Origin of the sequence: Paraburkholderia podalyriae (genome assembly GCF_014397785.1) — a bacterium.
Taxonomy (GTDB): Bacteria; Pseudomonadota; Gammaproteobacteria; order Burkholderiales; family Burkholderiaceae; genus Paraburkholderia; species Paraburkholderia podalyriae.
Window position 1 is genome coordinate 267,118 of sequence record NZ_VZQQ01000007.1, and the last position, 25,791, is coordinate 292,908.

General features: G+C 64.7%; 20 protein-coding genes and 3 pseudogenes. 10 read left to right on the forward strand and 13 right to left on the reverse strand.

All coding sequences use genetic code 11. The annotated features are described in order from the left end of the window. Window positions 1–19 precede the first annotated feature (19 nt). Window positions 20–505 carry a hypothetical protein gene (locus F6X42_RS11085; RefSeq protein ID WP_187634245.1) on the forward strand — a complete coding sequence of 162 codons (486 nt, stop codon included), beginning with the start codon at window positions 20–22 and terminating at the stop codon, window positions 503–505. Between the two features lie 115 nt (window positions 506–620). Here F6X42_RS11085 and F6X42_RS11090 read toward each other — a convergent pair whose 3' ends face one another. From F6X42_RS11090 to F6X42_RS11100, 3 genes are all read right to left on the reverse strand, one after another. Further along, window positions 621–1,640, reverse strand: a complete 1,020-nt coding sequence (locus F6X42_RS11090; RefSeq protein ID WP_187634246.1) for a class I fructose-bisphosphate aldolase — start codon at window positions 1,638–1,640, stop codon at window positions 621–623. Window positions 1,641–1,718: 78 nt separating this feature from the next. Further along, entirely contained in the window at window positions 1,719–2,138 is a 420-nt protein-coding gene (locus F6X42_RS11095; RefSeq protein ID WP_187634247.1) for a secondary thiamine-phosphate synthase enzyme YjbQ, read from the reverse strand. Between the two features lie 15 nt (window positions 2,139–2,153). After that, the gene (locus F6X42_RS11100) at window positions 2,154–2,474 is read right to left on the reverse strand and encodes a thioredoxin family protein (protein WP_187634248.1); all 321 of its coding nucleotides are present in this window, start codon (window positions 2,472–2,474) and stop codon (window positions 2,154–2,156) included. A gap of 199 nt (window positions 2,475–2,673) precedes the next feature. Between F6X42_RS11100 and F6X42_RS11105 the strand changes: the two genes are divergently transcribed. The 5 genes and pseudogenes from F6X42_RS11105 (at window position 2,674) to F6X42_RS11125 (ending at window position 7,155) form a co-directional block, all read left to right on the forward strand. Continuing rightward, window positions 2,674–2,970 (forward strand): DUF2628 domain-containing protein, encoded by a 297-nt coding sequence (locus F6X42_RS11105; protein WP_187634249.1) that lies wholly within the window; start codon window positions 2,674–2,676, stop codon window positions 2,968–2,970. A 183-nt stretch (window positions 2,971–3,153) separates the two neighbouring features. After that, window positions 3,154–3,554 (forward strand): annotated as a pseudogene (locus F6X42_RS43940) (hypothetical protein). Window positions 3,555–3,789: 235 nt separating this feature from the next. Then, complete coding sequence (locus F6X42_RS11115; protein WP_187634251.1) at window positions 3,790–5,133, forward strand: sugar efflux transporter; 1,344 nt, start codon at window positions 3,790–3,792, stop codon at window positions 5,131–5,133. A 217-nt stretch (window positions 5,134–5,350) separates the two neighbouring features. Beyond that, on the forward strand, window positions 5,351–6,385 hold the full coding sequence (gene gnd, locus F6X42_RS11120) for a phosphogluconate dehydrogenase (NAD(+)-dependent, decarboxylating) (protein WP_187634252.1): 1,035 nt from the start codon (window positions 5,351–5,353) through the stop codon (window positions 6,383–6,385). A 71-nt stretch (window positions 6,386–6,456) separates the two neighbouring features. Next, window positions 6,457–7,155, forward strand: coding sequence for an HAD family hydrolase (locus F6X42_RS11125; RefSeq protein WP_187634253.1), 699 nt, complete (start codon window positions 6,457–6,459; stop codon window positions 7,153–7,155). 29 nt (window positions 7,156–7,184) lie between these two features. On the opposite strand, the gene F6X42_RS45270 is transcribed toward F6X42_RS11125, so the two are convergent. Next, window positions 7,185–7,313, reverse strand: a complete 129-nt coding sequence (locus tag F6X42_RS45270; protein ID WP_281393953.1) for a hypothetical protein — start codon at window positions 7,311–7,313, stop codon at window positions 7,185–7,187. A 268-nt stretch (window positions 7,314–7,581) separates the two neighbouring features. On the opposite strand from F6X42_RS45270, the gene F6X42_RS11130 reads away from it, so the two are divergent. Together F6X42_RS11130 and F6X42_RS11135 are read left to right on the forward strand one after the other, a co-directional pair. Next, on the forward strand, window positions 7,582–9,975 hold the full coding sequence (locus F6X42_RS11130; RefSeq protein ID WP_187634254.1) for a phosphoketolase family protein: 2,394 nt from the start codon (window positions 7,582–7,584) through the stop codon (window positions 9,973–9,975). Between the two features lie 13 nt (window positions 9,976–9,988). Further along, a pseudogene (locus tag F6X42_RS11135) lies at window positions 9,989–11,157 on the forward strand (acetate/propionate family kinase). A 15-nt stretch (window positions 11,158–11,172) separates the two neighbouring features. Here F6X42_RS11135 and F6X42_RS11140 read toward each other — a convergent pair. Next, the gene (locus F6X42_RS11140) at window positions 11,173–11,427 is read right to left on the reverse strand and encodes a BON domain-containing protein (RefSeq protein ID WP_187634255.1); all 255 of its coding nucleotides are present in this window, start codon (window positions 11,425–11,427) and stop codon (window positions 11,173–11,175) included. 216 nt (window positions 11,428–11,643) lie between these two features. Here F6X42_RS11140 and F6X42_RS11145 point away from each other — a divergent pair, with 216 nt between their 5' ends. Further along, window positions 11,644–12,339, forward strand: a complete 696-nt coding sequence (locus tag F6X42_RS11145) for a YceH family protein (protein ID WP_187634256.1) — start codon at window positions 11,644–11,646, stop codon at window positions 12,337–12,339. Here F6X42_RS11145 and F6X42_RS11150 read toward each other — a convergent pair. Both F6X42_RS11150 and F6X42_RS11155 read right to left on the reverse strand, forming a co-directional pair. After that, window positions 12,320–12,892, reverse strand: coding sequence for an SLATT domain-containing protein (locus F6X42_RS11150; RefSeq protein WP_246530043.1), 573 nt, complete (start codon window positions 12,890–12,892; stop codon window positions 12,320–12,322). The genes F6X42_RS11145 and F6X42_RS11150 overlap by 20 nt on opposite strands. 22 nt (window positions 12,893–12,914) lie before the next feature. After that, entirely contained in the window at window positions 12,915–13,958 is a 1,044-nt protein-coding gene (locus F6X42_RS11155) for a rod shape-determining protein (RefSeq protein WP_187634257.1), read from the reverse strand. Between the two features lie 347 nt (window positions 13,959–14,305). Between F6X42_RS11155 and F6X42_RS11160 the strand changes: the two genes are divergently transcribed. Continuing rightward, window positions 14,306–15,724, forward strand: a complete 1,419-nt coding sequence (locus tag F6X42_RS11160) for a trypsin-like peptidase domain-containing protein (RefSeq protein ID WP_187634258.1) — start codon at window positions 14,306–14,308, stop codon at window positions 15,722–15,724. Window positions 15,725–15,787: 63 nt separating this feature from the next. Here the strand turns inward: F6X42_RS11160 and F6X42_RS11165 are convergent, their stop codons facing one another. The 6 genes and pseudogenes from F6X42_RS11165 to F6X42_RS11190 all read right to left on the reverse strand — a co-directional run bounded on the left by F6X42_RS11165 (window position 15,788) and on the right by F6X42_RS11190 (window position 25,564). Next, window positions 15,788–17,266: an efflux transporter outer membrane subunit gene (locus F6X42_RS11165; protein ID WP_187634259.1), complete on the reverse strand. Its 1,479-nt coding sequence runs from the start codon at window positions 17,264–17,266 to the stop codon at window positions 15,788–15,790. Beyond that, window positions 17,259–20,456, reverse strand: coding sequence for a multidrug efflux RND transporter permease subunit (locus tag F6X42_RS11170; protein WP_187634260.1), 3,198 nt, complete (start codon window positions 20,454–20,456; stop codon window positions 17,259–17,261). The genes F6X42_RS11165 and F6X42_RS11170 overlap by 8 nt, the downstream gene beginning before the upstream one ends. Window positions 20,457–20,467: 11 nt before the next feature. Beyond that, window positions 20,468–21,676 carry an efflux RND transporter periplasmic adaptor subunit gene (locus F6X42_RS11175; RefSeq protein ID WP_187634261.1) on the reverse strand — a complete coding sequence of 403 codons (1,209 nt, stop codon included), beginning with the start codon at window positions 21,674–21,676 and terminating at the stop codon, window positions 20,468–20,470. 623 nt (window positions 21,677–22,299) lie between these two features. Continuing rightward, complete coding sequence (locus F6X42_RS11180; RefSeq protein WP_246530044.1) at window positions 22,300–23,097, reverse strand: hypothetical protein; 798 nt, start codon at window positions 23,095–23,097, stop codon at window positions 22,300–22,302. 271 nt (window positions 23,098–23,368) lie between these two features. Beyond that, window positions 23,369–23,953, reverse strand: a pseudogene (locus tag F6X42_RS11185) (ISNCY family transposase); the annotation flags it as partial. A 147-nt stretch (window positions 23,954–24,100) separates the two neighbouring features. Then, complete coding sequence (locus F6X42_RS11190) at window positions 24,101–25,564, reverse strand: ISNCY family transposase (RefSeq protein WP_187634262.1); 1,464 nt, start codon at window positions 25,562–25,564, stop codon at window positions 24,101–24,103. Between the last annotated feature and the right edge of the window lie 227 nt (window positions 25,565–25,791).

The following is a 25,791-nucleotide window of genomic DNA, read 5'->3' on the forward strand; positions in this document are numbered from 1 at the left end:
CAAACACCGGGATTATCGAATGATCAACACACGAGAAGAGATTGAGCGCCGCCTGTCAGCGATTGAAGGACTGTCGATAAGTGCGGTACACCATGCAGCAGGCACACTTACGATGCAGTTTGGCTCGCTACGACCGGTAGCCAGTTTCAAAGGTGCGCTCAGGCACGTTGGGGAGTGGTCGTTACACGTTCAATGCAACTGGAATATAGAACAGGCTGGCACTGCTATTGCGACGCAAGACGATCTTTTCGGGCCCGACGAAAAAGCACACGGTTCGGCGCAGCGCATCGACGATTTGCTGGTTAAGCAGGGCCCGGCAATCGTGAAGAGCGTATCGGGAAGCGAAGAAGGTGGCGCGGTCATTTTATTGTCCGGTGGATTGCGGCTTGTCATTACACCGAACAGCGCACCTGATCAGGAAGACTGGCGCTTTTTTGACCCAACCTCCGAGGCAAAGCACTTTGTCATCGAGGGCGGCAAGGTTGATCCGTGGTCTTTATCGTGACCGAACGCGAAGTCACAAGCGCCGTGATATGGGCAGCGTGGATTTTGTGCGCGGACGGGTTCTAACCCGGAAGCCTTTGACCGTTGCTCCCGGGTACCTGCGCCCGCGCGCGGGTTCAATCCTTTTCCATCGCCGCGTCATACTTGCCGAGCGCGGCCGCGCCATTCAGGCGCGCGCGCTTGAGCAACGCCTGCTGCGCTTCCTTCACGTTGCCCGGCTGACCGCGCCACGCCTGCAACGGCGGCTCCTGCAACGCGCGCCCGTACGAAAAACTCAGATTCCACGGCAGCGCGCCGAGCCGGTTCATCGCGTCGAGATTGGCGGTCGCCTCCTCGGGCGACTGTCCGCCCGACAGGAACACGAGACCGGGCACCGCCGAAGGCACCGTTCGCTTGAGCACGCGCACGCTTGCCGCCGCGATATGCGCCGTGCTCGACTGCTGCTGATGCTCGGAGCCGGGCAGCACCATGCTCGGCTTCAGCAAGATATGTTCGAGCACCACGCGATGCCGATGCAGTGCATGAAACACCTCGTGCAACACCGCCTCGGTGACTTCCGCGCAACGCTCGATCGTGTGATCGCCGTCCATCAGCACCTCGGGCTCGACGATCGGCACGATACCGGCTTCCTGGCTGATCGCCGCGTAGCGCGCGAGCGAATCGGCATTCGCTTCTATCGCGAGGCGGCTCGGCAGGCTCGACGTGATGTTGTAGACCGCGCGCCACTTCGCGAAGCGCGCGCCTTGCCGTTTGTAATCGACGAAGCGTTTGGCGAGGCCGTCGAGGCCTTCGGTGATCTCGTCGCCGGGAGCGAGCGCGAGCGGCACCTTGCCAAGGTCGACCTTGATGCCGGGCACGACGCCGTTCGCCGCGGCCACTCGCGGGAACGGCGTGCCGTCGTCGGCTTTCTGGCCGAGCGTTTCCTCGTAGAGGATGACGCCACTGACGAACTCGCCGAGACCGGGCGTCGTCAGCAGCAGGTTGCGATAGGCACGGCGGTTTTCCTCGGTCGATTCGACGCCGATCGTCTTGAAGCGTTTGGCGATGGTCGGGCCGCTTTCGTCGGCGGCGAGAAGACCTTTGCCCGGTTGAACCATCGCTTTGACGGTGGCTTGCAGTTCGCTACGGGTGTCCATGACGTGTGCTCCGTTGGGTAGGCTCCGTTCGATGCGGTACAGCTTCCTTTGCGTGACGCGTGAATGCGATAGCGGACTTCATTCGCCGAGCAGATGCAACACGATATCGCGCGGCTGCGGGTGACGCCGATGTTCGAACAGATACAGTCCCTGCCATGCGCCGAGCACCATCCTGCCGTGCTCGACGGGCACCGACAGTTGCGTCTGCGTGAGCGCAGTGCGCAGATGCGCGGGCATGTCGTCGGGGCCCTCGGTGTCGTGCTCGTAGCGCGCGGCGTCTTCGGGCGCGAGGGTCTCGAAGTAGCGCTCCAGATCGCGTCGCACCGACGGATCGGCATTCTCCTGAATCAGCAGCGACGCCGACGTGTGCCGGCAAAACAGCGTGAGCAGACCGGTACGGATGCCCGTATCGTCGACGAAGCGGCGCGCGTCGTCGGTAAATTCGACGAGGCCGCGCCCGCGGGCCTGGATGATCAAATGATGGATAGCCTGGCGCATGACGGATGTCGACTCTCAGAGCGACGCGAACGCATCCTCGATATCCTCGACGCCGCGCGGCCGCACCACGCGCGCGAGCTCGGCGCCATCGCGCATCAGCACGAGCGTCGGCCACAGCTTGATTTTGAACGAGCGGCCGAGCGGGCGGCCGGGGCCGTCTTCGATCTTCAGATGCCGCAGGCCCGCGTGCGGCGCGAGCGCCTGCCGGATCGATGCCTGCGCGCCCTGGCAATAGCCGCACCAGTCGGTGCCGAACTCGACGACTGTGACGCCGGGCAGGGAGTCGAGCTCGGCGCGCGTCGGGGCTTTCGTGGAATAAGCGGTCGGGGAGGTCATGCCTGCTTCGCTCATGATGATGATCTGCCAAGGGTAGCAGCTATGCCGCGGATCGTCAGCGAGACGGCTTTGGGCCGTCGATGCGCGCAGTGTCGCCGCGGCATGTTAAAAAGCGGTGCGCGCTCGCTCGACCGATCGACGCGCCGCGTCATCCACGAAACCCCGCGCACCAAACCTCGCGCACGGAACCTCGCAAAAAATGAATGCACGAATCTTTCTGCAACATCCGCAGCACAAGGACGCTATCGCGGTCGCCACCGGCTTTAGCTGGGGCGCCTGCCTGCTGGGCTTTATCTGGGCGCTGTCCAAGAGAATGTGGTTCGCCGCGTTCGTGATGCTCGGCATCAACGTAATCCTGCTCGGCATCGGTTTGTGGGGCGAGACGGCCGATCTGATCGGCTTCGTGCTGTCGATCATGTTCGCGTTCGCGTGCGGCGCATATGGCAACCGGTGGCACCGCTGGACGCTCGAACAGCGCGGCTACGTCGCGGTGTGATGCGCTCGCGCTGGAGCGAGGATTGCTGCGCGCAGGCGTGTGATCGAGGGCGAGTTCAATTCGTCATGGAGGCGTTTCATGCTCATTGCATCGGCAGTCCCTAGTCTCTCCGGTAATCGTTTCCCGATGCGCGGCGCCGCGCGCCGCGGCGTGCCTGGAGTCGCGCTGGCCGTGTCGTTGGTCATGCTGGCGATCGCGCCGCTCGCCCACGGCGCCGACGCGGCGCCGGCCCCCGCCACGGTTGCAGCCACCGCAGCCACGCCAGCCTCCGCCCCGCCGACGACACCTTCCTGCTGACCATCTTCCTGCGCCACGACGAATCGAAGCCGCTGCCGAAGATCAACGATCAGCTGCGCGCGCAGGGCTTCTTCAAGACCTTCCCGCCGCCCGGCATCGAAGTCGTTTCGTGGTACGTGATGATGGGCATCGGTCAGGTCGTGACGCTGCGCGTGCCCGCGAGCCGGCTGCGCGAAGTGAACCGCGCGATCGAATCGACTGCTTGGGGCGGCTACCACACTGAGTTCTATCCGACCTACGACTACAAGGCGCAGGCGCAGCAAATGCGCGCAACTGAGGGCAAGTAGCAGCGAGCGCGCGATCAGCTTGCCGCTAACGGCACGCATCGCCACAGCACGGCGGGAGCAGCCCGATGCACCAGCGCGCGTCCCACGGAATTGGGACAGCGCTTCGCGGGTTTACGCGGGCCGCGCTCCGGGTCGATAATGCCCCGGTCGTTCCGGCCCCGAACCTGCGGCGCCAATCGTGCCTTCGAGCGCATTGTTGCGCATCGCGGCTCGCCCCACCTGACCCACCGTCCCCGTGTTGAAAACTGCGCGCTTTTTCGACCTGCTTCGCATTCCTGGCTTCAAGCCGCTCGCCGCCGCCACGCTGATGCTCGGTGTGGCGATGTCCTTCACCGCACCGTATCTGTCTCTGTTCGGCATCGAACGCGCCGGCATGACGCCGTTCCGGCTCGGCGTGTTCATGACGCTGATCGCCGCGAGCGGCGTGCTCGCGAGTACGCTCGCCGGGCGGTGGAGCGACAGGAGCGGGCGGCATCGACCGTTATTGCTGGCGGCGCTCATCGCGGCCGCGCTCGGCTACCTGAGTCTGTGCGTGGTGCGCGATTACCGGCTGCTGCTCGTGGTCGGCATCGTGTTCATCGGCGCGGGCGGCTCGGCGATCTCGATGGTGTTCTCGTTCAGCCGCGCGGCGCTGCCGGTGCCGGACCCCGCCGAGCGGGTGTTCGCGAGCGCGACGCTGCGCACGATCCTGTCGGCCGCATGGGTGTTCGGGCCGTCGGTCGGCGCGCTGGTGCTCGCCGCCACGAGCTTCACCGGGCTGTTCCTGTTCGCGGCCGCGAGCTTCGCGACCTGCGGCTTCATCGTCTGGCGCATGCAGGAGCCGCGGAGCCATCTCGGTGACCACACGGTCGAGGACACCGCGGCGGAGCCGTCCGCGTCGATCACGGTGCCACCGCTGAGGCAGCCCGGCGAGGACGCGCACGAAACACTGCCGATCGCGTCGGCGAACGACATCCTGCGCTCGGTGACCGCGCTGACCTTGCTCGGCCTCGCCGCGAACGCGACGATGATCGTGCTGCCGCTGTACATCGTGCACGGTCTGAACGGCACGCATCTCGATGTGTCGGTGATGCTCGGCCTCGGCGCGCTGACCGAAATCCCGATGATGCTCGCGCTCGGCGCGAAGTCCTCTTCGCTGCATAAGCCGAACTGGCTTGCCGCCTGCGCGGCCGTGCATGCGGTGTACTTCGTCGCGATGTCGCTGGCGGGCACCGTCAGCATGCTGATCCCGATGCAGATGTTGAACGCCTTCGTGGTCGCCGTAACCTCGTGCCTCGGCATGACCTATGTGCAGGATCTGATGCCGCATTCGCCCGGACGCGCGACCGCGCTGTTCTTCAATGCAGCGCGGGTCGGCTCGATCCTGTCGGGCGTGCTGTCGGGGCTGCTCGTGCAGGCGTTCAGCTATCGCGGCACGTTCCTGTTCTGCGGGCTGCTGGCGCTGTGCGCGCTCGTGCTGTTCGCGGTGCCCGGCTATCGCTACCCGCTGATGTGGCGCGCGTTCACGCGCTTCGCGGCTGCGCAATACCTGAAGCTGGCCGCGCGCCGCGGCGTACGCGTGCCCGAGCGCGGCGAATGACGGGGGCGCCGGCGCATTCGCGTTCGAGCGGATGCGCCGCGCCTCCAGCCGCCCGGAGCTTTGAGCCGCGCCGCGCCTCTGCAAAAAAGTGCGGCTTCGTTCGACACATTCGGCGTTCCTCGCGACACAGCGCCTATGCTTAAGGGCAGCCACGCCGCCGCACAACACGACGACCAGAGAATCTCACAGCGCAACGCAGCATCTTTCGGAGCGAGCCATGCAGCTAGGCATGATTGGATTGGGACGGATGGGTGCCGACATGGTGCGGCGCCTGTCGAAGGGCGCTCAGCAATGCATCGTCTACGACGTGCAGCCGGCGGCGGTCGACAGGCTCAAACAGGAAGGCGTGGCCGGCGCGAGCTCGCTCGAAGATCTCGTCGCGAAGCTCGACAAGCCGCGCGCCGTTTGGCTCATGGTGCCCGCGGCCGTGGTCGACGCGACGCTCGACAAGCTCGTGCCGCTGCTGGAGCCGGGCGACGTCGTGATCGACGGCGGCAACTCCTACTATCACGACGACATTCGCCGCGGCCAGCAACTCGGTGCGCGCCAGCTTCACTATGTGGACGTCGGCACGAGCGGCGGCGTCGCGGGGCGCGAGCGCGGTTACTGCCTGATGATCGGTGGGGATGCCGAGATCGTCAAACGGCTCGAACCGATCTTCTCGACATTAGCGCCGGGCGAGGGTACGGCGAGCGCGACACCGGGCCGCGCGGCGGGCGCCAGCACCGCCGGGCCGGGCTTCCTGCATTGCGGCCCGCAGGGCGCGGGGCATTTCGTCAAGATGGTCCATAACGGCATCGAGTATGGCCTGATGGCCGCTTATGCCGAGGGTCTGAACGTGCTGCGCCACGCCGACGCCGGTCGGCACGCGCGCGAAGCCGACGCCGAGACGTCGCCGCTGCGCCGCCCCGAGCTGTATCAGTACGATCTGAATCTCGCGGATATCACCGAAGTATGGCGGCGCGGCAGTGTGATCGGCTCGTGGCTGCTCGACCTGATCGCCGGCTCGCTTGCAAGCGACACCGAACTGAAAGGCTACGCGGGCCGCGTGTCGGATTCGGGCGAAGGGCGCTGGACCGTCGCGGCGGCCATCGACGAAGGCGTGCCGACGCCGGTGCTGAGCGCGGCGCTGTTCGCGCGTTTCAGTTCGCGCGGCGAAGCCGATTTCGCGAACCGCGTGCTATCGGCGATGCGGCACGATTTCGGCGGCCACGCGGAAAAACCTGTCGCCCCGGACGGCGGGCTGAAGTAGCCGAGCCGTTCACGAGTCCGCTATCACGCCGATCCGGCGAACCGTCCCGCGAACCGCCACCAGGAGCCGCGATGCCAGTCACTTCCGCTACGCCGCACGACGTCGTATTTCTGTTCGATTGCGACAACACGCTGCTCGACAACGATCACGTGCTGCAGGATCTGCGCGCGCACATGATGGGCCAGTTCGGCGAAGAGAACAGTGCGCGCTACTGGGAAATCTTCGAGAACCTGCGCGCCGAACTCGGCTACGCCGATTACCTCGGCGCGCTGCAACGCTACCGGACCGAGCATCCCCGCGACACGCGCCTGCTGTTGATGTCGTCGTTCCTGATCGAGTATCCGTTTGCGAACCGGCTTTATCCGGGCGCGCTGGACGCGCTGCGGCATGTGGGCAAACACGGGCCGACGGTGATCCTGTCGGATGGCGACGTCGTGTTCCAGCCGCGCAAGATTTCGCGCTCGGGCCTGTGGGACGAAGTCGACGGGCGCGTGCTGATCTACATCCACAAGGAGCTGATGCTCGATCAGGTGATGGAGTGCTATCCGGCGCGCCATTACGTGATGGTCGACGACAAGCTGCGGATTCTGAGCGCGATGAAGAAGGCTTGGGGCGCGGAGCTGACGACGGTGTTCCCGCGCCAAGGGCACTATGCGTTCGATCCGAAGGAAATCGCGAGCAATCCATCCGCGGACGTGACGCTCGGGCGGATCGGCGAGTTGGCGGAGATCGACGTGCAAACCCTGTTGCGTAGCGCAAAGGGCAACTAGCGGGCGCCGCTGCGCCGGGCGCCGCCGCGCTAGCCGTGGCCGAACAGCTTGACCAGCAGCCCGAACACACCAATCGGGATGGCGACCGCCACGCACAGCACCACCAACGTAAGGACCAGGACCACGAGCACTTTGATCGCACTGGGAGATGTCGACATAACGGCCATTGACCTGAGACAAAGGAACCCGAAAGGAAAGCAGGTCGCGCAACGCGAATGCAGTACGAATGCCACATTCGGCGCGACATACTGTGACAGGTAGCAGGCATTCGCCACCGTTTGAGCAGCTTAGTACATTCGACTCGCGCAACACGGCTTCGTTTCGATTGCATCGAATCATCCTCCGCCGATTCGTGCGAGCGCATCACTCATCCACTACCGCATCATCCGCCAACCCGCTTGACAGTCGTTTTCGAGGAGTGACGCCATGGCCGAAGCAACCTCGCAACCCACCCCGCCGCAAGTGCTGGACCACGACACGCTGCGCAACATGGATCGCTACTGGCGCGCGTGCAATTACCTGTCGGTCGGCATGATCTATCTGCGCGACAACCCGCTGCTGCGCGAAGCGCTGAAGCCCGAGCACATCAAGAACCGGCTGCTCGGCCATTGGGGCTCCGACGCCGGACAGAGCTTCGTGCTCGTGCATCTGAACCGGCTGATCCGCAAACTCGATCTCGACATTATCTATCTGTCCGGTCCCGGTCACGGTGCGCCCGCGAGTCTCGCGCACTGCTACCTGGAAGGTCATTACTCGGAGATTTATCCGGATCGCAGCGAGGACGAAGCCGGCATGCAGCGCTTTTTCCGGCTATTCTCGTTCCCGGGCGGCATCGGTTCGCATTGCACGCCGGAAACGCCGGGCTCGATTCATGAAGGCGGCGAACTCGGCTACTGCCTGTCGCATGGCTACGGCGCCGCGTTCGACAATCCGGAGCTGATCGTCACGGTGATGATCGGCGATGGCGAAGCGGAAACCGGCCCGCTCGCCACCTCGTGGCATTCGAACAAATTCCTGAACCCGATCCGCGACGGCGCGGTGCTGCCGGTGCTGCATCTGAACGGCTACAAGATCGCCAATCCGACGCTGCTCGCGCGCATTCCGCGTGAAGAACTCGAAGCATTGATGATCGGCTACGGCCATAAGCCGTATTTCGTCGAAGGCGACGATCCGGCCACGATGCATCAACAGATGGCTGCGGCGCTCGAACAATGCATCGGTGAAATTCGCGCGATCCAGCAACATGCGCGGCAGAACAATGACGCGACGCGGCCGCGCTGGCCGATGATCGTGCTGCGCTCGCCGAAAGGCTGGACCGGGCCGAAGGAAGTCGACGGTCACAAGGTCGAAGGATCGTGGCGCTCGCATCAGGTGCCGGTGGCCGATGCGGTGACCAATCGCAAGAGTCTGAAAATCGTCGAGGAGTGGCTGCGCAGCTACGGCCCCGACACGCTGTTCGACGCGAACGGGCGGCTCGTCGAGGAACTGCGGGCGCTTGCGCCCGAAGGCGCGCGCCGCATCAGCGCCAATCCGCACGCGAACGGCGGGCTGATGTGCAAGATGCTCGACATGCCGCCGTTTCGCGATTACGCGGTGGCCGTGAAGAAACCGGCAGCGGACTATACGTCGCCGACGGCGGTGCTCGGCACGTTCCTGCGCGACGTGATGCGCAACAACATGTCGAATTTCCGGTTGTTCGGTCCCGACGAAACCGCGAGCAACAAGCTGCACGCGGTTTATCAGGCATCGGGCAAGACCTGGGTCGCCGGGCTCGAAGCGAGCGACGCCGACGGCGGCGACCTGTCGCCCGATGGCCGCGTGATGGAAATGCTCAGCGAGCACACGCTCGAAGGCTGGTTCGAAGGCTATGTGCTGACCGGTCGCCACGGACTCTTCGCGACCTACGAGGCGTTCGTGCACGTGATCGACTCGATGTTCAACCAGCACGCGAAGTGGCTCGAAAAAGCCAAGCGCGATCTTGACTGGCGGCAGCCGGTGCCGTCGCTCAATCTGCTGATCACGTCGATCGTGTGGCGCCAGGACCACAACGGCTTCACGCACCAGGACCCCGGATTTCTCGACGTGGTCACGAACAAGAGTCCGGACGTCGTGCGAATCTATCTGCCGCCCGACGCGAACTGTCTGCTCAGCGTCGCCGATCACTGCCTGCGCTCGCGCGACTACGTGAACGTGATCGTGTCCGACAAGCAGCCGCATCTGAACTACCTGGACATGGATGCGGCCGTCACGCATTGCACGAAGGGCATCGGCATCTGGGACTGGGCATCGACCGATCAGGGCGTCGAGCCGGACGTCGTGATCGCGTGCGCGGGCGACATCGCGACGATGGAAGCACTCGCCGCCGTGCAGATCCTGAAGGAGCATTTCGCGACGCTTAAGATCCGCTTCGTCAACGTGGTCGATCTGTTCCGCCTGATGCCCGAGCATGCGCATCCGCACGGACTGTCCAACCGCGACTTCGATTCGCTGTTTACGACCAGCAAACCGGTGATCTTCAACTTCCACTCGTATGCATCGCTCGTGCACAAGCTGACGTATAACCGCGAGAATCACAAAAATATTCACGTCCACGGCTATCGCGAGAAGGGCAACATCAATACGCCGCTCGAACTCGCGATCATCAACGGGATCGACCGATTCACGCTTGCGATCGATGCGATCGACCGGGTGTCAACGCTACGCGGCGTCGGCGATCATACGAAGGAGTGGCTGCGCGGGCAGATCATCGAGCATCTCGCGTACGCTCACTCGGAAGGGATCGACAAGGAGGAAATCCGCGACTGGACGTGGAAAGGCTGAGCGAGGACGCGCCATGCATAACCACGATCAGGAACGGACGATCCTGGTGCTGAATAGCGGCTCGTCGTCGCTGAAGTTCGGGCTTTTCGTGCACTCGGCCGACGACGAACAGCTGCTGCTCGAAGGGGCGGCGGCCGGGGGCATCGGCCGCGACGACGGGCGCTGCGGATCAAGGCGGCCGATGGCCGCGTGCTGTTGCAGCAGCAGCGCAAGCTCGAATCGCAGTCCGACGCGCTGCAGAAGCTGTCGCAGGTGCTCGTGCAACAGCATCATGCGCGCCCCTGTGCGGTCGGGCACCGCGTCGTGCATGGCGGCCCGCATCTGCGCACGCACCAGCGCATCACCGGCGACGTGCGCCGTCAGTTGCACGACGCGCTGCACTTCGCGCCGCTGCATATTCCGCCAGCACTCGCGCTGATCGACGAAGCCACGCAGATTTTCGGCGACGCCGCGCATTTCGCCTGCTTCGACACCGCGTTTCATGCGACGCTGCCGCCGCGCGCCGCGCAACTCGCGATACCGCGCCGTTACGCGGACGCGGGCGTGATCCGGTATGGCTTTCACGGGCTGTCGTACGAATCGCTGGTCACGCAGATCGGCGCGGCGTTGCCGTCGCGCGCGGTCTTCGCGCATCTGGGCAACGGCTCGAGCATGTGCGCGCTGCTCGATGGGCGATCGGTCGATACGTCGATGGGCTTGACGCCGACCGGCGGCATTCCGATGGGCACGCGGTGCGGCGACCTCGATCCGGGCGTGCTGCTGTATCTGATGCGCGCGGAACGGCTCGACGCCGATGCGCTCGAAACGCTGCTCAATCGCCACAGCGGTCTGGCTGGTTACGCGGACGGCGAAAGCGACATGCAAGCGCTTGAAACACGCGCGACGGCTGGCGACGCGCAGGCGTCGCTCGCGCTCGATGCCTTTGCGAGCGCGGTGCGCAAGACGATCGGCGGATACGCGGCCCTGCTTGGCGGCATCGATCTGCTGGTTTTCACTGGCGGGATCGGCGAGCACAGCGCCGAGGTGCGGCGACGCGTGTGCGATGGGCTCGCGTTCGTGGGGCTCGTCGAAAACGATCCGACGGGCAAGGTGAGGGTGCTGCACACCGAGGAGGAACGGCAGATCGCGCGGCATTGCCGGGCATTGCTGCAAGCGGGCGAGGGCTCCGCCCGGTCCGTCTGAGCCGCCTGATCCACGTTAGGGCGTTCGGACGACGGTCCGGTCCGCGATCGCCGTGACGCCGAACAGCCGCGTCACGTCTTCGAGCATCGCGGCGCGCTGTGCTTCGCGCTGAAGCTCGCCCGACAGCGTGATGCGCCCCCGCGCGACTTTCACGCACACGGCGTGCGGCGGGACGGCCGAGTCCCACGCGAGTCGGCGCGTCGCTTCGGCGGCGATCTGCGCGTCTGTCAGGCGGGGAGATTCGCTCGATCTCGAGCTTGCGGACCGCATGGATGCTCCACGAAAACAGAATGCTGATCCATTCACACTAGCAGATGTGGCGGGTTTTGCCCGCGTGCGCGCTTTGCCCGCGCTTCGCCGCTACCGCCGCGCAATCGCGGGTATGCTCACGATTCGTTCCGCCACGTTTATCATGGTGCCCACCTGACAGAACGCGCTGTCGAGCCGTGAACGGCGCGCGCATCTTCCACGAGACCTCGCATCCCCATGAATTCGACTCCCGACGCTCCTTCCCGACCCTCGCCGCGCGCGCTGACCACGCTCGAAGGACGTGTTCTCGGCGTGCTCGTCGAAAAGCAGCACACGGTGCCTGACAGTTATCCGTTGTCGCTGAACGCGCTGACGCTCGGTTGCAATCAGAAGACCGGCCGCGCGCCGGTGCTCAACGCGACCGAGGCCGAGGTGCTGAGCGCCGTCGATGGATTGAAACGCCTGAGCCTCGTGTTCGAGGGCAGCAGCAGCCGGGTGCCGCGCTTCGAGCACAACATGAACCGCGTGCTCGGGCTGCCGGGACAATCGATCGCGCTCTTGACCACGCTGCTGCTGCGTGGCCCGCAAACGGCCGCCGAATTGCGCCTGAACAGCGCGCGCCTGCATGGCTTCGCCGATATTTCGTCGGTCGAGGCGTTCCTGGACGAGCTTGCCGCGAACGATCCGCCCCGCGTGATCCGGCTGCCGCGCATGGCGGGCGAGCGCGAGCCTCGCTGGATGCATCTGTTGTGCGGCGAGCTCAGCATCAGCGAAGCCGCGCAGTCCGCGATCGCCGAGGACGACAGCGTGCCGCCATCCGCATTCGAGGCGCTGAAGGCCGAGCAAAAGCGTCTCGCCGATGAAGTGACCCGGCTGCAGACTGTCGTGCGGCGCATGGCGACGGAGCTGGGTATCAGCGCGGACGATTTGTGATCTGAACCGGCAACGAAAATCCGACCGCCTGTTTCACGCATCCCGCCGACGCGGGCCTGTCCGCCAGCAACGTGCGCTGCGTGCGATAGAAGATCCGCGGTGGCACGTTCGGCGAGTCCTCGGCGAGCCGGTCGAGTTCGGTACGGATCGCGCTCAGGTAGTGCGTTTCGCGAGCATCGGCGTCGCCGGCAAACACCGCTTCGAGCCGCCGGCGCACCGCACCATAGCGCGCACCGGCCGCGCGATGCTTCTCGGCACGCTCCGCATAGCGCAGGAACGTCTGCAACGCGGCCGACATCGCCGCCGCCACGCTGACGAGCCCAACGACAATCCGCATCCCGATCGACACCGGCGGCGCGCTCAGCGAGGCGAACACCGCCGTGCCGACGAAGGCGGTCAGCGCGGTCACGAGCCACCCCATGCGGCGCTCGCGCGCCGACAGCAGATCCGCCATGTCGTAATGGCTCATCTGCGATTCGCGCGCGCGGCGAATCCATTTCAACAGCAACTCGGTTTCGTCGACGGGCGGCTCGTAGGCGGGCAGGGTCGTCATCGCTCAGCCTTCGGCACGCGCATCAATCGTAGGAAAACGAGCTGCCGAATTTCTCGATGCGCTCCAGCGCCATGCCCGAACCGCGCACGACGCAGGTGAGCGGCGCCTCGGCGACGAACACCGGCAAGCCGGTTTCCTCGGCGAGCAGGCGGTCGAGGTCGCGCAGCAGCGCGCCGCCGCCCGCGAGCATGATGCCGCGCTCGGCGATGTCGGCGCCGAGTTCCGGTGGCGTCTGTTCCAGTGCGATCTTCACCGACGACACGATCTGGTTCAGCGGATCGGTCAGCGCTTCGAGGATTTCGTTGCTCGACACCGTGAAGCTGCGTGGAATGCCCTCGGACATGTTGCGACCTTTGACTTCCATCTCCATGACCTCGGAGCCCGGAAAGGCGGAGCCGATTTCCTTCTTGATCGCCTCGGCGGTTTGTTCGCCGATCAGCATGCCGTAGTTGCGGCGAATGTAGTTGACGATCGCGTCGTCGAACTTGTCGCCGCCGACGCGCACCGAGCCTTTGTACACGATCCCGCCGAGCGAGATCACGCCGACTTCGGTCGTGCCGCCGCCGATATCGACGACCATCGAGCCGGTTGCGTCGGACACCGGCAGGCCGGCGCCCGTTGCCGCGGCCATCGGCTCCTCGATCAGATAGACCTGCGAGGCGCCCGCGCTATGCGCCGCCTCCTTGATCGCGCGGCGCTCGACCTGGGTCGAACCGCACGGCACGCAGATGATGATGCGCGGCGATGGAGCAAACAGCCGCGACTCGTGCGCCATCTGGATGAAGCGCTTGATCATCTGCTGGGTGATGTTGAAATCGGCGATCACGCCGTCTTTCATCGGGCGGATCGCCTCGATGTTGCCCGGCACCTTGCCGAGCATCTGCTTCGCTTCGCGGCCGACGGCGAGGATGATCTTCTTGCCGTTCGGGCCGCCTTCCTGACGGATCGACACGACCGAGGGCTCATCTAGCACGATGCCCTTGCCACGCATGTAGATCAGCGTGTTCGACGTGCCGAGGTCGATCGCGAGGTCGTTGGAAAAGTAGCCGCGCAGAAAACCGAACATGCGTATTCCTGTCTTTGCGTAGTCGGGCGCTTGAGCGCCGCCGGGAGGCTGTCGGGGTCTGCCGCTTGCACGCGGCGGGCGGCCACTGCGGCCGCGCGACAGCAAGAATAGCAGTTTATCGACGGGCGCGGCCGCGAAGCCGCACTATATCGTCGGCTATCTCCCGCTCGCCGGCCGAGCCGCGCCGCGATCGTGCGGCATGCCGCAAGCAGCGGCTCGACACGCAAATAGCCCCTAAATCAAGGCTTGCGCGCGCAATCTGATCGAACACCATCTTTAAGCCTCCTTTAAGTGGAGGCCACTACATTACGCACCCACCACGTAACCCTCGGCAAAACTCCCTGACTATGATCACCAAAAAGTATTGGCGCGGTAGCGCTGCGATCTGCGTTGTCCTCGCAATCGGCGGCGCGTATGCGCTCAGCCAACGCAATGCCGATGCGTCCGTGAGCGACGCGCAGGGCCCGACGTCGTCGCCGCATGCGGCGTCGGATATCGTCGGCTCGCGCACGTCGGCCCCGGACTTCTCCGGCATCGTGACGCGTTATGGCCCGGCGGTCGTGCACATCGGCGTCAAAGAAGCCGCATCGGTCGACGAAAACGGTCAACGCAAAAGCGGCGGCGAAGCGCTCGGCTCGGGCTTCATCATCAGCCAGGACGGCTTCATCCTGACCAACAATCACGTCGTCGACGGCGCGACCAGCGTGAGCGTGAAGCTCACCGACGGCCGAGAATTCCGCGCCCGCGTGATCGGCAAGGACAAGGCCACCGACGTCGCCGTGGTCAAGATCGACGCGACCAATCTGCCGACCGTGAAGATCGGCAATCCGGACAGCAGCAAGGTCGGCGAATGGGTCGTGGCAATCGGCTCGCCGTATGGCTTCGACAGCACGGTGACCTCGGGCATCATCAGCGCGAAATCGCGCTCGTTCTCCGACGATAGCCCGATCCCGTTCATCCAGACCGACGTGCCGGTCAATCCGGGTAACTCGGGCGGCCCGCTGTTCAACCTGAACGGCGAAGTGATCGGCATCAACTCGATGATCTACTCCCGCACCGGCGGCTTTCAGGGCCTGTCGTTCGCGATTCCGATCGACGCGGCGATGCACGTGAAAGACCAGCTCGTGAGCACCGGTCACGTGAGCCGCGGCCGCATCGGCGTGGCTGTGCAGCCGCTTAGCGCGGACAAGGCGAAGGCACTCGGTCTCAACTCGGCGGGCGGCGCACTGGTGGGCTCGGTCGATCCCAACGGCCCCGCGCAAGCAGCCGGTCTGCGCCAGGGCGACGTGATCGTCGGTGTGAACGGCAAGCATATCGGCAGTACGACAGAATTGATCGGTCAGGTCGCGCAGCTGTCGCCGGGCAGCGCAGCGACGATCAGCGTGTGGCGCAACGGCGGCGAACGCAAGCTGTCAGTGGCGGTGGGCGCGCAGCAAGCGTCGGACGTGGCATCGGCCGCGCCGCGCGAGGAGCAGCAGCAACAGCCGCAGCAGCAAAACCGTCCGCGTCTCGGCGTCGCCGTCCGCGCGCTGACCCAGGACGAACAGCAGCAAGCGCAGCTGCCGGGCGGCGTGGTGGTGCAGCAGGCCACCGGTCCGGCCGCCGAAGCCGGCATTCAGGCGGGCGACGTCATCATTGCCGTCGACGGCAAGGTGATTCACGGCGTAGAGCAGTTGCGCCGCATGATCGCTCAGGCGGACGATAGCGTGTCCGTCACCGTCGTACGCGATGGTGAAGAAGCGTCGGTCAACGTGACGCTGGGCTGATCGGTTGGGCCCGCCGGTGCAAAGCCGGCGGTGGGCACGGCGCGCTCAGGTAGCGCGCGTGCCTCAGTTGGACGGCTGGACCCCATCCGCGTGAGACGTGCGTTGCGATACGTCGCGCGGCTCGTCGGGTCCGCCTCCCAGCGCGACATAAAGCGATACGCCATTCTGCAACGCCGTCGCCCGAAGCTGGATCAGTTGCTGCTCGGCGGCAAACTGATTGCGTCGCGCATCCACCACCTCGAGATAAATCGAGATTCCGTTTTCGTAGCGCAGCTCCGCCGTTTCGGCGAGTTGCCGCTGCGCCTGCACCGCCTGCTCTTGTGCAGCGATCTGCTCCTTGTAGCGTTGCCGTGCGACCAATGCATCGGACACCTCACGAAACGCGTTCTGCACCGTGCGCTGATAATCGGCGACCATCTCGTCGCGTCGCGCGCGCGCCTGCGCCAGCTGTGCCTGGCGCTGTCCCGCATCAAAGATCGGCATACCGACCAGCGCGCCGAACGACCACGCCTGCTTGGCCGGCACGAACAGATCACCGAGTTCCGGCGATACATAACCGAAGCTGCCGGTCAGCGCGATGCGCGGAAAGAAGTCCGCGCGCGCGGCGCCGATGTCGGCATTGGCCGCGCGCAGCTGCTGCTCGGCCTGCCGGATGTCCGGCCGGTCGATCAGCAATGCGGACGGCAAGCCCGCATCGAGCTCGCCGAACTGTGCGGCGTCCGCGATCGGCGGCGCGTGCGGTAGCGCCTCGCCAAGCGGCCCGCCGATCAGCACCTCGAGCAGATGGCGCTGCTGCGCGGTGGTCCGTTGCAGTTCCGCCAGCTGCGTCTGCGCCTGCGTGACCAGAATCGCGGCCTGGTCGTAATCGACCCACGATGTGACGCCCGCGTCGAGCCGCAGCTTCGCGACTTCCAGCGCGTAGCGGCGACTGTCGAGCGTCTGTTGCGCAAGCTCGATGCCTTCTTCGCCCGAGCGGATCGCGTAGTAGTTCGACGCGACATTGCCGATCAACGACAAACGGAACGCGCGCTGCGCCTCGGCGCTCGCCAGATACCGGCGCCGCGCCGCTTCGCTGGTGTTGCGCACGCGTCCCCAGAAGTCGAGTTCGAACGACGTGACCGCAGCCTGAACGTTGTACTGGTTGAACTGGACCGAGATATCCGTGTTGTCGAACTCGGGATCGATCGAGCCGAGCGGCGCCTTCGTGCGGGTCGCGCCCGCGTTCGCATTGACCTGCGGTAGACGCGCGGCGTTCTGGATGCGATAGAACGCGCGCGCCTGCTCGATGCGCGCAATCGACGCCGCCAGATCGCGGTTGTGCTCGAGCGCCGCGTCGATCAGCAGCTTCAGTCGCGGATCGGCGAAGAAGGTCTGCCAGTCGACTTCGCTTGCCAGATGCGCGTTGGCCGGATTGGCGGTCTCCGTCGTGTCGAAGTGATCGGCGATCGGCAGTTGCGGCTGCTGATACTTCGGTGCGAAATTGCAGGCGGCGAGCGAGCAGCAGAGGAGGGGCAGCAGGCTCTGACGAAAGCTCTTACGCATCGCGCTGACCTCCACCCAATTCGCGAGGCGTAGCCGTCGGCCGATCGTCATCGTCGAGATCGATGCTGCGTTTGTTGCGACTCAGCCAGCGGCGCGCGGCCACATAGAACAACGGCGTAAAGAAGACGCCGAACAGCGTCGCGGTCAGCATGCTGCCCATTACGCCGGTGCCGACCGCGCGCCGGCTCGCGGCGCCCGCGCCGGTTGCGAGCACGAGCGGCAGCATACCCAGCACGAATGTGACGCTGGTCATCAGAATAGGGCGAAGACGCTGCTGTGCGCCGCTTTTTGCGGCGGCCAGCGCGTTTTTGCCTTCGGACTCTTCCTTGATCGCGAACTCGACGATCAGAATCGCGTTCTTCGCGGCAAGGCCGATGATCGTCACGAGGCCGATATTGAAGTACACGTCCGCGGACAGCCCACGCAGCATCGTCAGCAACACCGCGCCGATCACGCCGAACGGGATGATCAGCAACACCGCCACCGGAATCGCCCAGCTCTCGTACAGCGCCGCGAGCAACAGGAACACGACCACCAGCGACAGCCCTAGCAGCATGCCGATCTGGCCGCTCGCCTGTTTTTCCTCGAGCGCGGTGCCGGTCCATTCGTAGGTCAGGTTGCCGGTCAGCACGTGCGACGCGATGCGCTCCATCTCGGCGATCGCCGCGCCGCTCGAACGGCCGGGCGCGGCCTGGCCGGACAGCGTCGCGGACGGAAAGCCGTTATAGCGTTCGAGTTGCTGCGGCCCGGAAATCCAGCGCACGCGCGTGAACGCCGAGAACGGCACCATCTCGCCGCGGCTATTGCGCAAGCGCAGCGAGGTCACGTCCTCGGCGCGCATCCGTTGCTCGGCATCCGCCTGCAACAATACCCGCAGCACGTTGCCCTCGAACACGAAGTCGTTCACGTAGTTCGAACCGAACGTCAGCGCGAGCGCCTGGTTGACCTGGCCGATCTGCAGGCCGAGCGCGCGTGCCTTCACGCGATCGATCTCGACGTAGAGCTGCGGCGCCTCCGGCATGCCCTCGGCGCGCACGCCCGCGAGAAGAGGGCTTTGCGATGCTTCGATCATCACGCGCCGCGCGGCCTGCTGCAGCGCTTCGCCACCGACGCCGCTGCGATCCTGAATCTTGATCGTGAAGCCGGTCGCGTTGCCGAGCGACGGAATCGCCGGCGGATCGAGCGCAAAAATGATCGCCTCGGGAATCTGCCGGAACGCGGCATTCGCGCGCCGCACCAACGCGCTCGCCGAATTGGCCTCGCCCGAGCGTTCGTCCCACGGCTTCAGATCGACGAACGACAGTGCCGCCGATTGCCCCTGGCCGAAGAAGCTGAAGCCCGTCACCGACGCGACGTTGCGCACCTGCGGCTGCTGCCGCAGAAACGCCTCGACCTGGTCGATCGCGCGCTGCGTGCGCTGTTCGGTCGAACCCGGCGCGCCGGTGTACGTGATGAAGATGTGCCCCTGGTCCTCGGTTGGCAGAAAGCCGGTCGGTAGCCGCGTGAAGAACAATGCGGTGATCGCGCAGGCCGCGACGAACACCAGCAGCCAGCGCAGCGGCGAGCGCAACATCGCATCGACGCCGCCGATATAGCGGGTGGTGCCCGCATCGAGCCCGCGATTGAAGGCGTCGAACACGCGGTGCAGTAGACGCGCCGCCGGATTCTTCGGCCGCTCGTTGGCCGCTGCCTCGCTGCGCAACAGCGCCGCGCACAACGCCGCGCCGAGTGTCAACGCCAGCAGCGTCGACAGCAGGATCGACACCGCGAGCGTCACCGAAAATTGCCGGTAGATGCCGCCCGTCGAGCCCAGAAAAAACGCCATCGGAATGAACACCGCGACGAGCACCAACGTACTCGCGATCGCCGCGCCCGCAATCTGCCCGATCGCCTTTACCGTTGCGCGCGGCGCGCTGAGCCCTTCCTCGCGCATGATGCGAGCGACGTTTTCGACGACGACGATGGCGTCGTCGTTGAGGATACCGATTGCGACCACCATGCCGAACAGCGACAGAATGTTGATCGACAGCCCGAACAGATACAGCCCCGCGCAGGTGCCGATCAGCGCGATCGGCACGACGATCGTCGGAATCACGGTCGCGCGCCAGTCCTGCAGGAACAGGAACACGACGACGGTCACGAGCAGCAGCGCCTCGATCATCGTGCGGATCACGCCGTGCACCGAGGTCGTGATGAACGGCGTGGTGTCGAACGGCACGGTCCACGTGACTCCGCGCGGGAAGGTCGGCTGCAATTCGGCCATGCGCTGGCGCACCGCGCTGGCGACCGCGAGCGCGTTCGCGCCGCTCGCGAGCTGGATCGCGATGCCGGCCGACGGCTTGCCGTTGACGCTGAGCCGATTGCCGTAGCTGTCGTTACCGAGTTCGACGCGCGCGACGTCACCCACACGCACGGTCGAGCCATCCGGATTCGCGCGCACGATGATGTCGCGGAACTGCTCGGGCGTCGAGAAGCGGCTTTGCGTGACGATCTGCGCGGTGAATTCGGCGCCCGGCGCGATCGGCTGATCGCCGAGGCCGCCGCCCGCGGTCTGGCTGTTCTGCTCCTGGATCGCCTGCAGCACCTCGCTCGCCGACAGGCCGAAACCCGCGAGCTTGCGCGGATCGAGCCAGATCCGCATCGCGTACGACGAGCCGAACAGCTGCACGTCGCCGACGCCGTCGATACGGCGCAGCTCGTTGACGATGTTGTTCGACGCGAAGTTGCCCATCGCGACGGCGCTGGTGGTGCCGTCGGTCGCCTGCAACGCCAGCAGCATCAGAAAGCCCGACGACGCCTTCGTGACGCGCACGCCGACCTGACGGACTTCGAGCGGCAAGCGTGGTTCGACGCGACTCAGACGGTCTTGCACCTGGGTGCGCGCAATGTCGAGATTGGTGCCGGGCTTCAGTACCACGGTGATCTGCATCGTGCCGTTCGCGCGACTCACCGACGACATGTAGAGAAAGTTTTCGATGCCGTTCATCTCGTCTTCGACGATCGACGTGACGGTACGCTCGAGCGTGCTCGCGTCCGCGCCGCTAAAGGCCGCGCTGATGCTCAGCGACGGCGGAGCGACGTCGGGGTACTGCTCGACCGGCAACAGCGCAAGCGCGATCGCGCCGAACAGCACCGTGAAGAGGGCGATGACCCACGCGAAAACCGGCCTGGCGACGAAGAATCGATTCATCGGCGAGCCCGTCAGTGCGCAGCGGAAGCGGCAACGGGCGACGCGGCCGAGTGTGCCGTTGGCGACGCCTCGGGCGCGGGCCGCGCGTCGACACGCTGACCCGGCTGCACCTTCTGCCATCCATCGACGATCAGGCGCTCGCCAGGCTTCAGGCCATCGCGCACGGTCCAGCGTCCTTCGCCCTGCTCGCCGAGATCGATGTTGCGGCGGACCACGGTGCCGTCGTCGGCAACCAGCGCGACGCTCGCGATGCCGTGATCGAGCTGCACCGCGCGCTCGGGAATGCGGATGCCCTGCAGATTGCCCGCCGCGATGATGCGCCCGCGCACGAACTGCCCCGGCAACAGCGTGCGGTCCGGATTCGCGAACTGCGCGCGCACCGTCTGCGTGCCGGTGGACGGATCGACGACGAGGTCGGCGAAGTCCAGAAAGCCGCGTTCGTTGTAGACCTGGCCGTTGGCGAGGATCAGCTGCACCTCGACATGCTTCATGCTGGTCGGCTTGCGAGTGCCTGACTGGATCTGCTGTTCGACATCGAGCATCGCGGTATTCGACTGCGTGAACACCGCGTTGATCGGCGTCAGCTGGTTGACCTGGGTGAGCAGCGTGGCCGCGCCCGCGCTGACGAGCGCGCCTTCGGTGACGAGTGCGCGGCCCGCACGCCCGGCGATCGGCGTGCGCACGATGCAGCGATCGAGCCGCAGCTGCGCGAGCGAAACGGCCGCCTGCGCATCGGCCACGCTGGCCTGCGCCTGCTGCACCGTCGCGAGCGCCGCGTCGTATTCCTGCGCGCTGACCGCATGACGGCCGACCAGCGGCTTGAACCGGTCGACTACCGACGCCGCGTTGTCACGCACAGCGGTCGCGCGCGCGAGCGCGGCCTGCGCCTGCTGCAGCTGCGCGCGATAGTCGCTCGCGTCGATCTGGAACAGCGGGGCGTTGGCCCGCAGGTCCGTGCCTTCCTGATACAGCGTGCGCTCGACGATGCCATCGACGCGCGCACGAATCTCGGCGGTACGCACGGCCTCGATACGACCCGGCAACTCGACGACATCAGCGACAGGGGTGGTGGAAACCGTTTCGACGAGCACGGGGAGCGGCGGCATCGACGCGGCGGTGGGGGCCTGCTGGCGGTCGTTGCAGGCGGCAAGCAGAAGCGGCAAACCGGTGATCAACAGCGATATGGCACGACTACGCAGGCGGAGTGCGGAGCGAAGCAAGAGAAACTCCTTTGATCAAGGCAGTCTTTTTTGCGCGTGAGATCGGTGAAAGCTTTAACGGTTTGCGGTCGAATTAACTATTGAAAACGTGTGGGCGCGTTAACGCGCGGAAAAGATTTCCGTCGATGCTACCGTGTCTAGATGGCTTGTCAATTTATTCTTGGTCGTGTCGCGTGGAGTGGCGTCGCAGCGGGCAAGTGGCGGATCGGGCGGGCATGACCGGTGGCTTTCCGCTCGCAGACGACACACATGTTGAATGGCAATTGTCAATCACATGTCAATTACGATTCAACAATGCCGCTATTTAAAGTTCGACGTCCGCGCTGGCCGACGATATCGGCAATGGTTTTGCGTGCCATGTAACCGGTAGCGGCCAATGATGAGTCGTCCCTTTCAAATGGTGATCAGGCGCGAACCGGCTCGACTGCTAGCGGCTCGTGGAGCACGACCAAAACATCCGTTGCCGCGCACGGCAACGGCCGTGAAATCCGCAAGCTTTGTGGGTGGCGATGCGGCAGCACCGTCGCGGGTTTGCACGGCATCAGGCGTGCCGCGGCGTCGCATTTGCGCGCTTGCGGAATAGGCGGTGAATCGTCGGCGACTCGATGATTGCGAGGCGGGCCTCAGCCGATGCGCCCGCGCCGCAGCACGGTGCTCAGACCGAGCGAGTGGCCTGGGTCGTAGTAGTGAATCAGCAGGGTGCGCCGCTGGCCGTTTCGCACGTCGAGGTTCGCATGCTGAAGTGCGAAGCCGTTGAATTCGTAAACGCTGCCGGGTTTGACCCGAATGCGCCTGCAGTGACCGACACGCAGATCATGTAAGGTATGCCAGGTGCGCCAGCTGAGCGGCAGGCTGTGCAGCAAGCCGTGGCGGATCTTGCAGATCACGTTGGTCAGCGTGGTCACCGACAGGCGCGGCTTGCGGTACATCACCAGGTCGCCGTTGTGAACCCCGTCGGGCGCGAGCTGAAGCGGAATCAGCAGCGTCAGCAGATGCGAGTCGTAATGGCGGCAATGGCTCTCCGCCAGCGAGGTGTTGCTGGCACAGCGCAGCACGGGGAACGCCTCGGTCGGTAAATCTGTATGGCCAATTTTCGCGGCCATCGCGCGCGTATTCGCGCAGATCGACTGCTCGAGTTCGCGAAAGACTAGACCGCGACGCAGCAGGTCGGCGATTCTCGCGCCGGACTGCGAACGCTCTGGCGTGTCGCCGAACAGGTGGTCGATGAACTCGTTGATTTCGGCGATCGTCTCCAGTGGAATCACGTCATCAAAAGACTTCAAAGCAACATTTCTGCCGATTCGAATCCGCCTGGAAAGAATATGCCCACGCACGTCTGTCAGGGTGTCCATCGCCCAAATTTCCATTCGTTTATTGCTCTGCGACCGTAATGAAAAATATGCTTTACGAGCCTCCAGCAATGTGCGCCAGCGTACACAAGATGCTCGGGCGATTGAGCGAGGTCATCGAATCTTAAGTCGATTCCCCAGTCGAATTTGTTAAATATCGTTGGAGGAATTTGAAACGGCTGCGGCTGCGACGATGTGTGCGCGAGTTCGGCAAAATGCGGAAATAATGGGTCGAATTCGAAATCTTCCTTGTCGATGTCGAGGCCATTCTGAAACGTCGTAGCGGCAGCAAAGTAGAAGTGTCGCGGTTTGTGTCCTTGTTATCTCTTTGACGAGGTTTTGAGCCGTGCTGCTCCAGATAGCCGCGCGTTGCCTCGAAATAGCTGAAGGTCGATTCGGTCGCCGTGAAGTGCAGCGCCATCAGCCGGCTGGTCGCATCGTCGATGTACACCAGCAGCGTGCACGCCGGGGACCGTTCCTCGAACCAGCGATGATCGCTGCCATCGATCTGGATCAGTTCACCGAGGCACGCGCGCCGGGCACGCGGCTGGTAGATCTTCGGCGGCCGCTGCCGGCGTGGAATCCACAGCCCGGCCTCCGTCATCAGGTGACGCACCGTTTCCTTGGACAGCCCCAGCCCGTGACATTCGCGCAGCTTCTCGCACGCCAGCGTCGGCCCAAAATCCGCGTAGCAGTCCCGGATCAGATTCAACGCCCGTTCAGCCACGCCATCGGCCAGCTGATAGTTGCTCGGGTGCCCACGATGTCGCGACAGCAGCCCCGACGCGCCCTGGCTGCGATAGCGCAGCACCAGACGTTCAACCTGACGGACGCTCAACGCAAGGGGGTCCGCTGCCTGGCCCGGCTTCAGACGTCGCTCGCAAACAGCCTGTACCACTTTCAACCGGTCCAGCTCGGTCATCGTCATGGTGATCATCCCGGACGTCCTCACGCGAGCCTCCCATTCAATGGTCAGCCAGCATGACATGCGACGCTTCAGCTTTGCCCAGGTACGACATTACAGCTTTGCCCTAACATCCGGTGTCCCCGCCAAGTTCAAATGTCGTGGCTCCAGCTAAATAGAAATGTCGGGTTTTGCCGTGCGTTTTCTTATGTTTTTGGGTTGGGGCGGCGCAGCCGCCCCCCGTCCCCTGATTGCCTTTATGCTGACTTCACGGATAACTTCATTGATGTCGGCAACCTCAATGGACCGCTGTTTCTTCAGCCCGACCAGCGCCTTCTTTGCCCGAACCGCTTCACCCACATGCGTCCGCGATGGCGAGCCTGCAGCCCGACGATCGTCACGGATCGCCTGCACGCACCGGGCAACCTCCAGCACGCTCGCCAGCCGTTTGTTCTCGACCTCGGCACCCTGGTCGACACGTGCAATGCGATCGTATTGCCGGCAGGGCAGCACCACGCCCTGGGCCTGTACCTCGATCACGCCATCTGGATACTCGACCACCTCGACGTATTCGTGCATCAGCGTGCGGGCAAACGGCGTGTCCGTCAGCAGGTACATCACGCGATCGTACTGCACGGTCAGTGCGTTCGATATCCTGCGCGGGACGCGATAGGCCAGTATCTGCCTCAGATCCTCATCACCGCGCAATGGCCGGTGCCCGTCGTGTTCACTGCGTGGGGGTCTGCCGAAACGGCGGTTAAAGTCAGCGATGAAGGAGGGCGCGTACGCGTTGGCCGCCTCCCGCGTGCTGATGCCACGCAGCCGCAACTCCTTCACCAGGCGGTCCTGCAATGTCAGGTTGGCGCGCTCCACACGGCCCTTGGCCTGACTCGTGTTTGCGCAGAACGCATCGATGTTGAGCTCATACAGGGCACGGCCAAACTGTGTCACCCCTTTGCCCGCCGTCTCGGATCGGTGCTTCACGTAAAAGACGCTGGCCTTGTCGCTATAGAACGCGACGGGCTTGCCATGCGCCGCCAGATACTTCTGCAATGCCTCGAAGTAGCTGAAGGTCGACTCCGTGGCCGTGAAGTGCAGCGCCATCAGCCGCCCGGTCGCATCGTCGATAAACACCAGCAGCGTGCAGGCCGGCCCACGGCCCTCGAACCAGCGATGGTCGCTGCCATCGATCTGCACCAGCTCGCCCAGACATGCACGACGGTTGCGCGGCTGGTGCACCCGCGGTGGACGCTCCTTGCGCGGGATCCACAGCCCGGCTGTGCGCATCAGCGTGCGCACCGTCTCGACCGCCAGATCGATACCGTGACACTCCCGCAACTTCTCGCAGGCGAGCGTCGGCCCAAAATCCGGGTAGCGCTCGCGGATCAGCGCCAGCGCCCGCTGCGCCTTGCCGGCCGGCAACTGGTGGTTGCTCGGACAGCCTCGTTTGCCCGATACCAGTCCCGCCACACCGGCCGCCTGATAGCGCAGCACCAGCCGCTCGACCTGACGCACGCTCAGCCCGAGCCGCCCGGCGGCCTGGCCAGGCTTGAGCCGGCGCTCCATCACCGCCTCGATGACCTTGAACCGATCAATCTCGCGCATCGTCATCGTGATCGTCCCAGTCGCGTTCATCGCCGGCTCCCAGTGCAGATGTCCGGCGCTCAAACTACCAAAACACGACATTTCTATTTAGCGGAAACCCGACATTTCTATTTGGGACCTACATCCGGATTGTTGATTCTTGGCACCTCGGGCATCGTGTTGCGAAGGTTTGTTCTTCAACTCTCCCTTTATCTATAGGGGGGAAGTTATCCACAGACGCCGCTATTCGCTGAAGGGCTGTTGCATCACCGAAGTGC

What these genes read in the sequence shown, in the direction of transcription:
- F6X42_RS11085 (WP_187634245.1), top strand. Translation starts at nt 20, where the DNA reads ATGATCAACACACGAGAAGAGATTGAGCGCCGCCTGTCAGCGATTGAA.
- F6X42_RS11090 (WP_187634246.1), bottom strand. Translation starts at nt 1,640, where the DNA reads ATGGACACCCGTAGCGAACTGCAAGCCACCGTCAAAGCGATGGTTCAA.
- F6X42_RS11095 (WP_187634247.1), bottom strand. Translation starts at nt 2,138, where the DNA reads ATGCGCCAGGCTATCCATCATTTGATCATCCAGGCCCGCGGGCGCGGC.
- F6X42_RS11100 (WP_187634248.1), bottom strand. Translation starts at nt 2,474, where the DNA reads ATGACCTCCCCGACCGCTTATTCCACGAAAGCCCCGACGCGCGCCGAG.
- F6X42_RS11105 (WP_187634249.1), top strand. Translation starts at nt 2,674, where the DNA reads ATGAATGCACGAATCTTTCTGCAACATCCGCAGCACAAGGACGCTATC.
- gnd (WP_187634252.1), top strand. Translation starts at nt 5,351, where the DNA reads ATGCAGCTAGGCATGATTGGATTGGGACGGATGGGTGCCGACATGGTG.
- F6X42_RS11125 (WP_187634253.1), top strand. Translation starts at nt 6,457, where the DNA reads ATGCCAGTCACTTCCGCTACGCCGCACGACGTCGTATTTCTGTTCGAT.
- F6X42_RS45270 (WP_281393953.1), bottom strand. Translation starts at nt 7,313, where the DNA reads ATGTCGACATCTCCCAGTGCGATCAAAGTGCTCGTGGTCCTGGTCCTT.
- F6X42_RS11130 (WP_187634254.1), top strand. Translation starts at nt 7,582, where the DNA reads ATGGCCGAAGCAACCTCGCAACCCACCCCGCCGCAAGTGCTGGACCAC.
- F6X42_RS11140 (WP_187634255.1), bottom strand. Translation starts at nt 11,427, where the DNA reads ATGCGGTCCGCAAGCTCGAGATCGAGCGAATCTCCCCGCCTGACAGAC.
- F6X42_RS11145 (WP_187634256.1), top strand. Translation starts at nt 11,644, where the DNA reads ATGAATTCGACTCCCGACGCTCCTTCCCGACCCTCGCCGCGCGCGCTG.
- F6X42_RS11150 (WP_246530043.1), bottom strand. Translation starts at nt 12,892, where the DNA reads ATGACGACCCTGCCCGCCTACGAGCCGCCCGTCGACGAAACCGAGTTG.
- F6X42_RS11155 (WP_187634257.1), bottom strand. Translation starts at nt 13,958, where the DNA reads ATGTTCGGTTTTCTGCGCGGCTACTTTTCCAACGACCTCGCGATCGAC.
- F6X42_RS11160 (WP_187634258.1), top strand. Translation starts at nt 14,306, where the DNA reads ATGATCACCAAAAAGTATTGGCGCGGTAGCGCTGCGATCTGCGTTGTC.
- F6X42_RS11165 (WP_187634259.1), bottom strand. Translation starts at nt 17,266, where the DNA reads ATGCGTAAGAGCTTTCGTCAGAGCCTGCTGCCCCTCCTCTGCTGCTCG.
- F6X42_RS11170 (WP_187634260.1), bottom strand. Translation starts at nt 20,456, where the DNA reads ATGAATCGATTCTTCGTCGCCAGGCCGGTTTTCGCGTGGGTCATCGCC.
- F6X42_RS11190 (WP_187634262.1), bottom strand. Translation starts at nt 25,564, where the DNA reads ATGAACGCGACTGGGACGATCACGATGACGATGCGCGAGATTGATCGG.